This is a genomic window from Dyadobacter soli (assembly GCF_900101885.1).
In the GTDB taxonomy this organism is placed as follows: domain Bacteria; phylum Bacteroidota; class Bacteroidia; order Cytophagales; family Spirosomataceae; genus Dyadobacter; species Dyadobacter soli.
Map to the genome: position 1 here is coordinate 194,399 of NZ_FNAN01000013.1, position 13,191 is coordinate 207,589.

Genomic DNA, 13,191 nt, shown 5'->3' on the forward strand with positions numbered 1-13,191 from the left:
GGTTTAGTAGCCAATCGCGTAGCGATGTAATATTGGTAGCAATCAGTCGATTACGTGCGTCGAAAAACCCGTCAGGGATGTAACAGCGTATTATCAGCGATACCGAACGCCCGGTTGTTGCATGCCCAGAGGCATTTTCGATGCTGCGTTTGATATAATCTGCTACCAATTTTACATGCCTGACGGCATTTTAGTCTTAAAATGGATTTTCTCCCAGCAATTCATCATTCTCGTTATTGATCGACTTGCTGATCGCTACGGCGACCCGGTCATTCAATCATTCCCCGTTCCACGGCGGATCATCGCTCCGGCGACCCGGTCACTCATTCACACATTCACACATTCACTCATTCAAAATTCAATCATTCAAAACTCACTCCGCAAAACCTCGCATGTAAGGCGTGTTCGGTGGCCGTTCGCCTTTGTTGAATTGTGCGCCGCGGGTGGAGCGGTACTTCATATTCATAAAAGGCGTTTCGATGCGGCGGCCGACGGGCGAGTACACGCCGTTCTGCCAGTTGGATTCCATGTTAATGGCCGTAATGCCCGACGAGAGTAGCAGCCGCTCCGCATTGAATGGCTCCTTTTTGGTAACCATTGTCTCCACAATCCAATGCGGCTGGGAGTTCGAGGCGTGGTATTGTGAAAACGGTCCTGGCCATTCGAGCATTGAAATGATCGTCGGCTCATTACGGCCTTCCACCTCGGCGGCGTAAGTCCAGCCTACATCCCGTGTATTGTAAATGGCTGCTTTCGTACCGTCGTTATACTCGACAATGCATACGTTGGCTTTCTCGATCTCCTGAAAATGGCCGGCTTTAAGATTGAAATTCGCACGGACCGATTCCAGCAGTTTCGCGGCCCAGGGATTCTTTTCCGTCCACTTCCAGGTTTCCGGTCCGCGGATGCATTGCACCGATTTTACGCCCGTCTCGCCACCTTTCCGACGTTCCACAAAGGCTTGTAATACATCCACGCAATGGAAGAGCGCTCCCTCGTCCGGCGCGCCGCCCAGCATCACCGATGCTTTGATCGGTGTATCGACGTCAATTTCAATGTCGGGCTTGCGGTAATGCACCGGGATGGACGAGCCGCCGGTGAGCGGGAAATTCAGCTCGCGGGATTTATCGAACATCCATTTCGCTTCGTCCCAATTGTAGGACAAATGCTTATCGTTGAAAACCGGCACCGACCGTTTGCTCTGCTCGAACACCCGGATCACCTGGTTATAAATCCACCAGCGGGGCAGCATCCATTGTCCTTTGAGATTGGTAGGGTAGTCGCCATGCTCGCCGACGATCACCACACCGTCCACAGCCAGTTCTTTCCCTCCTAATGTCACCGCCTCGCCGACGGTTTTGAATATCGGAATGTTCTTGGATTTGCAGATTTTCTGGCCCAAAAGGCTGGTTTCGAACTGGTGAATGTAAACCGACACGATGTCGATCCGGGAAGGCGTGTGAGAGCCCTGCCACCAGTAGCCGTCCATCAGCTTGGCGATGATCCAGTCGGCGTGCGAGCGTGTGGCTCCCCAATAAGTAACGAGGCATGCGATGCGGGGCCTGGCCGCAGCAGTTTGCGGGGCAGCATTTACCGAAAGGCCGCTTAATGCCGCCAAACCGGCCATTCCGGTTATCCCGAGCATTTCGCGCCTGCTCAGGAGCGCGTTTGGCTCATGCGTAGGGGTGTGTGCGGACGAATCTGCCGACCCGCATTCAGGCGGTGTATTTTCCGGCGACCGGCGTTCCGGCGACCGTAGCCCCGATTCAGGTTGTTTCTTTGTCATGATGGTTAAGGTTACTATGTTTAGGAATTAGCGCGACGCGCAAAAACGTGTCAGCTACACAAAGAAAGCAAATTGGATGGATTACTGATGGATTGCTGCATTCTGCTACATTTGCGATAGCTATTAACACGATCGACGCAGAAACCATGAGCCAGACATCCATCAATTACATCGAGTTCTATTGCAAACGAATTCCCGTCATTAAAGCATTTTACAGCCATGCATTCGGCTGGACATTTACCGACTACGGCCCGGAATATGCTGCTTTTGAAGACGGCAAATTATCCGGCGGTTTTCACCAGAACCAAGAGGAAACGGCAGGAGGCAACCCGCTGGTAGTCTTGTACAGCGCTGATCTGGAAGGAGTAAGGGATAAAGTGGTTGAAGCCGGCGGCACCATTACCGTCGATATTTTCGCATTCCCCGGCGGGCGGAGGTTTCATTTCGCCGATCCGGATGGCAATGTGCTGGCAGTTTGGAGTGAGTAATCAGGAAATCGCCCCTTTTGAAGCCGCCTTTCTGACCCTGCTCAGCGTTTCCGGGGTGATTTTAAGGAAAGAAGAGATTACTTTCAGGGGAAATGCCTGGATCAACCCGGGGCGATTGTCAACTATGGTGCTATACTTTTCCATCGGCGTCATGGAATGATCGAAAAACTGCAATCGGTTAAATGTGCCTTCCAGGATCCGGTTCAGTTGCAAAAACGCCAGTGATTTGGCGGTGAGATAATGTACCGTGTCGAGGCTGATTTCGATGATTTTGCTATCGGAAAATGTTTCGATGAAAACATTGGAAGGGCGCTGCGCGATGAGGCTTTCGTAATTCAGGAACCAGTCGCCCGTGATATGGAGGTCGATCACGTTGTGTCCGGCCACATTGTGATCGGTGTCGGCCACGATGTCATACTGTTGAACAGCCCCGTTCAGCAGGTAGTAGATCGACCTCGTCATTTCCCCTTTCCGCAGCAGAAACTCATTTTTCCCGATCTCGCGCACCGTAATCACCTTTTCGAAAAGGGCTGCTTCTTCGTCAAGGTAACTTCCTGTTGATCTCAGAATATCGGCATACATAGGCGGGAATGCATTTGGGAAAGCCTAAAATACGCGTTTTATTTTTTGAAAAACTCTCCGAAATGCCAGAGTACGCCGGACGGGTCATGCACGAAGCATTCGCGTCCCCAATGGTCGGTGCGAATGGGCGTGAGCCGCACGTTTTGGTATTTCGCCGAAAGGTCCAGCGCCACGAGCTCGTCCCAAAACCGTTGCACGTCGTCTACTTCCAGGAAGATCATCGTGTTATCGATCCAGTCTTTGACGAATGCATTTTGCAGGTAAAAACCACAGCCGCCGGTTTTAAAGAGCGACATCGCGGAGCTCAACACAACTTCCTCGAAGCCGAGATCGCGATAAAATGCGCGGGAAACTTCAAAATCGGTGGCGCCGATAAACGGGCGGATAGACAATGCTTTATGTTCCATTTGTAAGCAATTTTTTATCCCAAAAGTAGGCGATTGCACGGGTTATGCGTCTTGATTGAGATCAAGAAACGCAGGGAGACTTAGGAATTACGCAACAGATGGTCCGTTTTCGCCGCTTGATTTTTCCGGTTAAGATAATACCGCGCCGTCTCGCTCATGGTAACAATAGCCCCGCCGAGAATGACCAGGTCCTTCACAACCAGCCGCCCACGTCCCGATAGGTAGGGGAATCCCCATTGGGCATCGCCCAGATTGGGCACCCAGGCTTCGGGCGTGGTGACCAGGAACGAAAGTGTGCCGAGCGTCATCACCGCGATGAGGGAACTGGCCACCAGGCTCGGCAGCGGCGCCACTTTATACAGGGCCACGAGCACGGCCATGGCCACCAGGAATGCGCCTAGGCCGTAGGAAAATCCGTAAGTATTGTTGTCGGTATGCCATTGGTGATTGGAGGCGATGAGCTCGCCCTCTTTGTTCATGTGCGTTTTATAATCGTCCGGGTGTTCGTAGAAGAACGACATAAACGGACTGTTGGCGACAAACGGCACGATGCCGTCGGCTTCGTAGGTGAAAAATTTGAGTCCGCCTATCCAGAGAAAGACGACGACGATGCCGAAACGGGTGAGATTTTTCCCGAATTGGTCGAGATTGGCGAAGGTGTTAATGATTGACGTTTTCATGATGTAATGATTTATGGGTCAAAATTACATCACCCGGGAAGCGCCAGCCATGGACGAAAAAGGCTATGGCTTGGACAAATCTGCCACGATGGATATGCCGGTTTGCGCGCGGAAAGTCTGCGGCGATACGCGGGTTACCTTTTTAAAAAACCGGCTGAAATAGTACTCGTCCTTGAATTTCAGTGCATAAGCGATCTCTTTGATGCTTTGCCTCGTTAAATGCAGCCGCTTTTTGGCTTCGAGCACGATCCGTTCCTGAATGAGCTGCGAGGGCGTTTTCCTGAAATACCGGCTGCACCGTTTCGAGAAATTATTGGGCGACATTGCGAGCAGTTGCGCGTAGTCGTTGGGCTTGTGCAGGTCCAGGTAATGTTCGTCCAGAAGCTGCCTGAACTGCTCCATTTGTTCATCTTTTTCTTTGGCATCGTCATGGTTTGCAATCAGTTTCATTTTAATACTGCTTGATTTGGCGAGGAGCAATTGCAAATAAGCCCGCAAAACAATTTCGGATGGCGCATCCTGCCTGAACTCTTCGTCGATGTCTTGCAACAGGTTGGTATAGAGTGGTATATCCTTGCCCGTTAGCGGTACGGCAGGTTGTATGTAAATGTTGTTGAACAGCAGGCCATTGCAGGCAACCTCCTTACGGTGGTACTCAATGCAATAGAAATCGCCGTGGAATTGCAGCATGGTTACCGGCGCGGGAATGCGCTGCTCGATATGGATCACTTGCAACGGGGTCGAAAAGAGGAGCACGGGGCCGCTGTAAGGGAAAGTGCCGAAATCCGCATGATAAACGCCCTCGCCCTCAGGGATAAAAAGGATGGTGTATTCCGAAAATTGAGCCGGCGTGCTCAGCGTGTTTGTATCCAGTTTCTTTAATCCCAGCAGATATTCGCCTGCCCTTGAAAGTGCGCCCTCCATGAATGATATATTGTTCCCTCGGCCAAATTTAGCCGACCCTGTCAATTTTTTCGGCATTATGGAATGCGGCCTCACAAAAAAAAGATTATTTGCAGGCAACCATCGGTCACATCAGTCCATTCTTACTGCGATACATTCACAAGGCATTTTGATCACACTTTCCATTATTTCCGAAGCTCAAATCAACGATGCCCGTGCGCAGCGGATGCTGTTCGATTGCTATGGAAGAAAATTATACCGATTGGCCAAGCGGTATCTGGTAGATCAGGCTAAAAGTGAAGACGCGGTGTCGGAAGCTTTTTATATCATATTTAACAAAATGGGCAGCTGTAATTTTTTAGCGGTCGCGGCATTTGAAATGTGGATGAAAAGAATCGTTGTAAATGAATGTCTTAAAATTCTGCGACGAGAAAAGCGGTTCGAAACATTGGTTAATGACGCGGAAGAGCACCTGGTACTGGAATATTCAGTGATCGCGCATCTAACGAGCGAAAAGATATTCAAAATAATAGAAGAGCTGCCCGCCGGATACCGCACCGTATTTAACCTGTATGAAATAGAAGGTTACGCGCATAATGAGATAGCCGAAATGCTCGGAATCAGCACCGGAACTTCCAAGTCCCAATTGAGTAAGGCAAAAGGAATGTTGCAGCGAAAAATCATCGAATTGGATCCGGATTATGGAAAACGAAAGATTGTTTGAAAAAATAAAAGATACCGTATTGACGGAAACGTCTGGTACGGAGGAGTATGATCCCGATAAAATCTGGCGGGATATCGCAAAGAAACGGAAGCAGAAAGTGCTATGGCTTTGGTGGCCTTATGCCGCGGCGATATTTGTTCTTTGTGGAATTTTCATCTGGAATAGAATGGATTCGCGAAAAGAACAAGTCGCTGTATTTGAGCGTGCAAAACCCGAAATATTTCCTGATGTTTTGTCAAAAAATAACCAGAAACTTGATGCCGGTCTGAAAGCGGAGGTTAGGGAAGAGGCACTATTTGAAAATCAGAAAGCATATTCAAACCGGGTGGCGAAAAAAGCAGCGGTAAAATCGCTGTATTTTAAAAAAGCCAATGATTCAATAAGCATTACCATTTTAAATGAGGATAGCTTACCTACCCAAAATAAGCTGACATTATCGGTTAGCCCAACCGAAACCGCGACGGACACTCACTACACCGCCAGACCGGAAACAGAGAAAGTCCTGATCGCGGATATTTCCATTCCGGAGGATAAAACGGAACAATATCCTGCATTGTGGCAAATCTTCGAGCAGGCAAGAAAGGAGCGGCAGGCGCGGAAAATGCGTTTGCAGCTTGATCACAGGCTTAGAAAGCCGGGTTTGTGGTCATTCGTCCATCACAGTTTTGTGCAATATCCCGCCGGGCCTTTTCCCGCCGAAGTGCAGAAATCTTCAAATTAATCGCGCCGGACGTATTTCCTATTTCAACTAAAATCTATTAGCCATGAATCTCATTATGCTAACCATTAGCACATTGCTCAACTACGTCCCGACGCATTCGCTCCCGGACACGATCATCCTCAGGGCAGGGAATAATAGTAAGGTTATTTTTTACGGAAAGTCCCAACACGATTTGCAGAATCTTGAAAAACTGGACCTCAATAAAATCCTGAAAGAGTTAAATGCAAAGCAATCCGTTTCGGATTCGCTACCCATGCAGCATCTGATGCTGGACAATAATGAATTTAAAACTGCTCCGCCAAAGCCAACCCGATTACAGCATTACCTGGAAAACACTTATTTAAATCTGCACGTCGGTACCGGCTATCGGGTAGGCCGCTATACTTTTTTTCAACCGGTACCGGCCAGATTGAACCACCCGACGGCGCAATTGACCAGCGATATCGTGATGGAGAACTTAATGACGAGCAGTCTTTCAGTTGTGCACGATATGAAAATTGTGGAAAGCAAAAGATATGCATTTGCATTGCGCTACGGAATAGGGGCCGGGCTTAATATTCAAAGATTCCTGCATTGGAACCTGGTGCAATCTGTTCCAGGTGAAGACATTTCGACCATCATACCACGCGCAATGGAGTTGCTGAAATTGGAAGAAGTCACCCCCGCGCAATCGGATTTTAATGCTTTTCAAACTTACATTCAACTCACGCCCAGGATTTCTTTTAAAAACAGAAAGGCATTATCGACCTTCTATTTCGATGCGGGGGTAAGATTGAATTATAACCGGAATTTTGAAAATGTGAACCCGGCCGTCTATTCTACGACACTAATGGTTAATTCTTCGTTCGGTGCAACTGCTACTACCTCAGGTCCCGTAATTATGGGCGGAGGTTACGCTGCATATAGTAAAAAGCGCACCGTCGGTCTGAGTTACCTTGCAGAATTCGGCTATAAATGGCTCGGGCTTTTCGTGGTCTATTACCCGGATAATGTGCATTTAAATACGAAAATCACCACCGGTACCGACCGCCCTGATTCAGGTTTTGTCAAAAACAAAAAGGGAAACCTTGGTTATATTTCCTTTGGTGTGAAATTAGGCCGTTGAGGCCGGAAGTAATGCTCCATGAGCGGACTCACGCGTTCGGAATCGGACATCCGGAAATTCTAAAACGGCCTTTCTGAACGCAGCAGGGCGGTTAACGGCCCGGGTACAATTGTTTCGCCGCGCATGTATACGTACCAGAACCATCGGACCATGCTTATCAACTATACCATCATCGCGTGGCGCAATCTGCGAAAAAACGCAACCTTTTCACTTATCAATGTCTTCGGCCTGGCGACCGGTTTGGCGGTGGCATTGCTGATTGCGCAGTACGTACGCTTTGAGCTGAGCTACGAGCGGTCGAATCCGTTGAACGACCGGATCGTTAGGCTTTCGATGGACTACATGAACGGCGGAACCGTAAACGCTCAGGATGCCGAAACATACCCGCCGATTGGGCCAAAGGCATTGCGGGAAATGAGCGAAGTCGAGCGCTACACGCGGGCGTATCCCATGCGTCACCGCTTCGCAACGATTCAGATCGGTGAGAAGTACTACCGCCTCGATAACGTGTATGCGGTGGATTCGACGTTTTTCCGGATGTTCAACTACCCGCTGCTGCGTGGTGCTGCAAAAGGGCTTTTCTCCCGGCCCAGGCAGGCGGTACTCACCGAAAAAATGGCGCATACCTACTTTAATACACTCGATGTGGTCGGTAAAACGTTCAAAGTCCCGACTTCGAGAGGCACCGTTTTGATTGAAGTGATGGGTGTGGTACCCGACTCGCCGGCCAATACGCACCTCAAATTCGATATGGTACTCTCTTACCCGACCATGGCGTCGGATTTTGGCGAGCGCGATGACAATTGGGACAATAACAATGCCTATACTTTCCTGCAACTTGCGGAGAATGCCGGTTTCGACTCGTTTACCCATTCACTGGAAAAATTCAGTGAGCGGCTGGTGCAGGAAAAAAAGGTCGAAAACGAAAAGGTAATCGCGCAGAAAATCGGCGATATTCACCTCTATTCAAACAAAACATTCGAAACCGAAGCGAATGGCGACGCCAGCTCGGTGTACCTGCTGCTGGCCGTGGCGATTCTCGTGCTACTCGGCGCTTTTGTCAACTACGTCAATCTCACCACCTCCAAAGCACTGGACCGGGCGCGGGAGATGGGCGTTAGGAAGGCGGTTGGTTCCACGCAGGAGCAGATCAGGGTGCAGATATTCGTGGAAACGGTTTTGGTCAATTTGCTGGCCGGGGGGCTGGCGGTTGTGCTGGTAGCGCTCCTGCAATCTGTTTTTATCGATGTGGCGGGTCTGCCGAAAGGTTTTGCCATCCTCGGAGATGCGTTTTTCTGGATGAGTACCGCGGCCTTCCTGGTATCAAGTGTCTTGTTATCCGGTTTTTACCCGGCCATTGTGCTGGCTTCTTTCGAGCCGGTGAAGGTTTTGAAAGGTAATTTCTCAACTTCGGGCAAAGGCGCTTTCCTTCGTAAGGCGCTGGTAGTCTTCCAGTTCAGTGTTACATTGATTTTACTCGTGCAAACTGCGGTCGTGTACCGGCAGGTGAGGTATCTCAGGGATCAGGAGCTGGGACTGAACATGGAGCAGACGCTGGTCGTAAAAGCGCCGGTGGGTGCCGATGCGCAGAATGGCAATAGCGGGTTCCGGCAAACGCTTCTCGAACAATCGCAGGTGAAATCGGTGTCTTTTTCGGGCACTGTTCCGGGCATGGGTACGGCCGGGATGGGCACGACTACCGGGGTAAATCTATCGGGAGCGGCGAAGAAAACTTACTACAACTTCCATGTTACCGCGATCGATACGGCATTTATCGACCAAATGTCCATTCAACTGCTGGCCGGTAAAAACTTCGACGCTTCCACGCGCGCCGGCTTTTCGGATACGACCGACAGGCAATTTATCGTGAACCTCGAAACGCTTCGGCTTTGGGAAATCAAAACACCTGAAGAGGCCATCGGCAAGCGGGTGGATCTCTGGGGAAATCAGGCGACGATCAGGGCGGTGATAAACAATTACCACTACGATTCGCCGAAGACACCGCACATTCCCATCATCCATCTATATTCTCCGAGGTTCGAGCGGTACGCCAGTGTCAAATTCGCGCCGGGCGACCCGAGTGAGCAGCTCGCAACGGTCAAACGGGCATTTGAAGCCAGTTTTCCCTATTCGCCATTCACCTATTTTTTCCTCGATAGCGAGTACGACAAACAATACAAGACCGAGGACCGGTTTCAGCAGGTATTCGGGTTTCTGACGGTCATCGCCATTGTCATTTCCTGCCTGGGATTGTTCGGTCTGGCCACTTTTACCGCTTCCAAACGGACGAAGGAAATCGGCATCCGGAAGGTCATCGGGGCCACTCCGGTAAACCTTGTAATGCTGCTATCCAAAGAATTCCTGAGGCTGGTAGCGCTTTCCATACTGATTGGTTTACCACTGACCTACTTTTTAGCCAACGCCTGGCTGGATAACTACGCGTCGCGTGCGGAGCTCACGCTCTACGTATTCGCTGGCCCAGCCATACTGATCCTCCTGATGGTGCTCATTTCGATCGGCGGAAGGACAATCGCCACCGCATTGCTCGATCCGGTGAAATCCTTGCGGAGTGAGTAAGGGGATTTGATGAGTAATGTAAGGTTAATTCGCTAGTAGTGAGGTGATTTGCTGTTCTAATCCTTTGCTTGGTCGTTCGGCATTCATTTCGACAATCTTGTAGTCACGGTCGATCAGCACGTATTTGGGGAACACGGCCAGGTCGTATTTATCGGTAATGGTTTTCTCCCAGGCCGCATTTGCCCAAAGGTTCGTGGTTTTCAGCGCGAACCGTTCGCTCCATTGCTTCCAAACGGCTTCGCTGGTGTTTACGCAAACGCTCACAATCCTTACCGGCTGATTTTTGAATTTTTCCGCCAATGCATTTTCGGCAGGGAATTCTTCAATACACGGCTTACACCCGGCAAACCAGAAGGACAGAACGATGACATTTCCTTTCAAAGATTTCAGAGAAATGAGCGAGTCTGTAATGTCAGCGAGTGCAAAACCTGGGGGTGTTTTACCGACGGCTGCACGGTTGTCTTTACTTTTAAAATAGGTATTCAATTCATTTAACCACAACGAATTGTAGAAAATGTTTTTGTTGTTTTTAATATAATCCGTGGCTACTTCCTGCTTATAGTGATTGAATGTAATTTGAATAATAAATGCTTTGAAAAAATCTAAAACCTCGCCTGACAATTCCTTATTCGCTTGACTAATCTGATAATCAAGAAAGCCAGCGCCAGCCGCGATTCCGGCATCATTCATTCTTTTATTAAATAGCTCGTACAGGAAAAGATAGTAATGGTTCGAATATTTCGCTTCCGGGCTTTTCACTTCGAGCGAATCCAGGAATTTGAAATAATTCGCGGGAATAGCCTCTTTGGTGTTTTTTGAAAGCGCACGTTGTGCGATCGAATTCAGCCGCAGGCATGCGTCGTTATAGCGAATATTCCAGTATTCGTGACGCTCGTACCATTTCGGAAGTTTATGCTTGTTGTTGTTGAAAAATAGGAATTCTTCATGATACAACTGCTTAATTATCAGGCTTAATTCTTGCAGATTCTTCGCCTTATGAACGGCCGTGTTGCGCCGCGTATTTATCGGAACCTTCACAGATAGGTCTTTTTCGGCCAGGTAGTTATTAATCGCAACAATCGTATCGGAAGAAGCAAAAGATATCTTAGATAAATCATTGAAATCCAGATTGCAAACCAATGCAGATCCGGGGACGAGCAGTAAGGTTATTTCTCTACCGGATGTTCTTAATATTACCTCCTGAGGAGCGCCCACAGGTAATTCATAGTTCCGGCTTCCCGATCCGGCAGGAATCGTGTCGTTCAATCGTACTTCCTGATTGGGAAACAATTTGTGGGTGAATATGGAAATAATTTTCCCGGAAGAGCTGTTGGTAAAAGCGACCTTTAAATTAGCAGTTCCTTTAAAATCATATGGAAGGGAATCTTGCCCAAACGAGATCGAGCAAGCTAGTATCAAACATCCCGCAATTCCGATTAACGTTCTTAATAGTGCCATATGATCCCTGGACTCCTTAATTTTTAAGAGCGCGATTTATTCTCCGCATAACGTTCGCCCCAGCTCATCAATGCTTCGTAAGTGGTTTCGAGCGATTGGCCCAGCGGAGTGAGCTGGTATTCCACGCGCGGCGGGACTTCCGGGTAGACCATCCGCGTCACGATGCCGTCCTGCTCCATTTTGCGCAGCTGCGCGGTGAGTGTCTTCTCTGAAATGCCTTCCAGCTGGTTGTTAATGTCGGAATAGCGTGCCGACTCGCGGGCGCGCAGGATGCCGTATATGCGGAGAATCCATTTGCCGCTGATCGCGGCCAGCGCCAGTTCGATCGAGCAGGTTTCGGGGTCCGTTTCCCAGGCGGGCATGGTCGTTCTGTTATAAGCCATTTTTTGCACCGTTTAAGGAGTGGGTAGGTAAATGCAGGTAAAATTTAATCATTTTTTTTATTTCACAACCCGGTGATACTGAACAATGCAAACCTTCAATGCAGTCACGAACCCTAAGGTAAGTTCTTGTGGGAGAGTAAATAGGCTGAAAATTTGCAGAAAAATCGCCGAGTTTTAAACTAATAAAAATGAAAAGTACATCTTTATTTGCTCCCCTGAACCTGGGAAAGCAACAATTATCCAACCGGGTGGTGATGGCACCCATGACCAGAACCCGCACCTCGGCCGGAGATGTGCCGAACGAGTTGATGGCCAAATATTACGGGCAACGCGCTACCGCCGGGCTGATCATTTCCGAAGCCACGGACGTGGCGCCGCATAGCAAGGGTTATTTGTGGACGCCCGGAATTTACGCCGACGAACAGGTGCAGGGATGGAAGCTGATAACCCGTGCGGTTCATGCGCAGGGCGGGAAAATATTTTCGCAAATATGGCACGTAGGGCGAATGTCGCATACTTCACTCATGCCGGATGGCCAGCAGCCCTGGGGTGTTACCGACGAGCAGGCGATAGGTTCCGACGTTTTCGCGCACGGGAGCGATGGCAAGCTTACGTTCGTACGCGCGAGCCAGCCCCGCCAGATCAGTACGGATGAAATAGGCACGCTGCTCGAAGATTTCCGACGGGCATTCCAAAACGTGGCCGAGGCCGGGTTCGACGGCATTGAACTGCACGCGGCGAATGGCTACCTGTTCGAGCAGTTCATGAATGCGACGCTCAATACCCGCACCGACGATTATGGTGGCCAAACCTTGGAAAACCGGACGCGCTTTTTACTGGAAGTGGTAGATATAGCCACCGAGGTGCTGGGAGCCGACAGGATCGGCATCAGGCTTTCGCCTTTTGGGCATTACAACAGCATTCCCGATGATCCTCACGGCGAAGAAACGTTCTTCCATTTGATCACTGAGTTGAATCGCCGGGGCATTGCTTACCTGCATTTGCTTTACCAACTTTTGCCTTCCGGTAATATGGAGCAAGTGACCAAATTCGAGGAAACGAACCTTCCTGAGGCATTTGTCAGCAAACTTCGCGCCGAATTCGACGGGGCCATTATCTGGTGCGGCAGTTTTACAAAAGAATCCGCGGAGCAGGCATTGGCCACCGGTAACGTAGATCTGATCGCTTTCGGCCGTCCATTTGTCGGAAACCCCGATCTCGTTGCCCGTTTCAAAAACAACTGGCCGTTGGTCGTGGCGGATCGGTCGGCTTACTACACCAGAGATGGCGAAACAGGCTTCACCGATTTCACCAACTTCGACCCGCTGGTAGCGGAAACTGCACACTGACCAGCCGTCCGGCGCACCAGTCTTTTAG

The 13,191-nt window shown here is 49.6% G+C and carries 13 protein-coding genes; 6 read left to right on the forward strand and 7 right to left on the reverse strand.

The genetic code is table 11. From position 1 onward, the window contains the following. Positions 1 to 373 precede the first annotated feature (373 nt). Entirely contained in the window at positions 374 to 1,786 is a 1,413-nt protein-coding gene (locus BLQ88_RS22250; RefSeq protein ID WP_229212807.1) for a hypothetical protein, read from the reverse strand. A gap of 47 nt (positions 1,787 to 1,833) precedes the next feature. On the opposite strand from BLQ88_RS22250, the gene BLQ88_RS22255 reads away from it, so the two are divergent. Then, a complete protein-coding gene (locus tag BLQ88_RS22255) occupies positions 1,834 to 2,274 on the forward strand; it encodes a VOC family protein (protein ID WP_229212808.1) in 441 nt (146 codons plus the stop codon). On the opposite strand, the gene BLQ88_RS22260 is transcribed toward BLQ88_RS22255, so the two are convergent. The 4 genes from BLQ88_RS22260 to BLQ88_RS22275 form a co-directional block, all read right to left on the reverse strand. After that, positions 2,275 to 2,856, reverse strand: a complete 582-nt coding sequence (locus tag BLQ88_RS22260) for a Crp/Fnr family transcriptional regulator (RefSeq protein WP_090154575.1) — start codon at positions 2,854 to 2,856, stop codon at positions 2,275 to 2,277. It lies immediately after the preceding gene. Positions 2,857 to 2,894: 38 nt separating this feature from the next. Next, positions 2,895 to 3,263 (reverse strand): VOC family protein, encoded by a 369-nt coding sequence (locus BLQ88_RS22265; protein ID WP_090154576.1) that lies wholly within the window; start codon positions 3,261 to 3,263, stop codon positions 2,895 to 2,897. Between the two features lie 80 nt (positions 3,264 to 3,343). Then, complete coding sequence (locus BLQ88_RS22270; protein ID WP_090154577.1) at positions 3,344 to 3,943, reverse strand: DUF417 family protein; 600 nt, start codon at positions 3,941 to 3,943, stop codon at positions 3,344 to 3,346. Between the two features lie 63 nt (positions 3,944 to 4,006). Next, positions 4,007 to 4,867 carry a helix-turn-helix domain-containing protein gene (locus BLQ88_RS22275; RefSeq protein WP_090154579.1) on the reverse strand — a complete coding sequence of 287 codons (861 nt, stop codon included), beginning with the start codon at positions 4,865 to 4,867 and terminating at the stop codon, positions 4,007 to 4,009. Positions 4,868 to 5,015: 148 nt separating this feature from the next. Between BLQ88_RS22275 and BLQ88_RS22280 the strand changes: the two genes are divergently transcribed. The 4 genes from BLQ88_RS22280 to BLQ88_RS22295 all read left to right on the forward strand — a co-directional run bounded on the left by BLQ88_RS22280 (position 5,016) and on the right by BLQ88_RS22295 (position 9,973). Continuing rightward, positions 5,016 to 5,570, forward strand: a complete 555-nt coding sequence (locus BLQ88_RS22280; protein ID WP_176885065.1) for an RNA polymerase sigma factor — start codon at positions 5,016 to 5,018, stop codon at positions 5,568 to 5,570. Then, positions 5,548 to 6,291 carry a YIP1 family protein gene (locus BLQ88_RS22285; protein ID WP_090154583.1) on the forward strand — a complete coding sequence of 248 codons (744 nt, stop codon included), beginning with the start codon at positions 5,548 to 5,550 and terminating at the stop codon, positions 6,289 to 6,291. Before BLQ88_RS22280 ends, BLQ88_RS22285 begins: the two co-directional genes overlap by 23 nt. Positions 6,292 to 6,334: 43 nt before the next feature. After that, on the forward strand, positions 6,335 to 7,396 hold the full coding sequence (locus BLQ88_RS22290; protein ID WP_090154585.1) for a hypothetical protein: 1,062 nt from the start codon (positions 6,335 to 6,337) through the stop codon (positions 7,394 to 7,396). Positions 7,397 to 7,546: 150 nt separating this feature from the next. Beyond that, the gene (locus tag BLQ88_RS22295; protein ID WP_090154717.1) at positions 7,547 to 9,973 is read left to right on the forward strand and encodes an ABC transporter permease; all 2,427 of its coding nucleotides are present in this window, start codon (positions 7,547 to 7,549) and stop codon (positions 9,971 to 9,973) included. Between the two features lie 24 nt (positions 9,974 to 9,997). On the opposite strand, the gene BLQ88_RS22300 is transcribed toward BLQ88_RS22295, so the two are convergent. Both BLQ88_RS22300 and BLQ88_RS22305 read right to left on the reverse strand, forming a co-directional pair. Continuing rightward, complete coding sequence (locus BLQ88_RS22300) at positions 9,998 to 11,239, reverse strand: TlpA family protein disulfide reductase (protein WP_176885066.1); 1,242 nt, start codon at positions 11,237 to 11,239, stop codon at positions 9,998 to 10,000. 215 nt (positions 11,240 to 11,454) lie between these two features. Beyond that, positions 11,455 to 11,814 (reverse strand): winged helix-turn-helix transcriptional regulator, encoded by a 360-nt coding sequence (locus BLQ88_RS22305; RefSeq protein WP_090154589.1) that lies wholly within the window; start codon positions 11,812 to 11,814, stop codon positions 11,455 to 11,457. Between the two features lie 188 nt (positions 11,815 to 12,002). Between BLQ88_RS22305 and BLQ88_RS22310 the strand changes: the two genes are divergently transcribed. Further along, a complete protein-coding gene (locus BLQ88_RS22310; protein WP_090154591.1) occupies positions 12,003 to 13,163 on the forward strand; it encodes an alkene reductase in 1,161 nt (386 codons plus the stop codon). Positions 13,164 to 13,191: the final 28 nt, after the last annotated feature.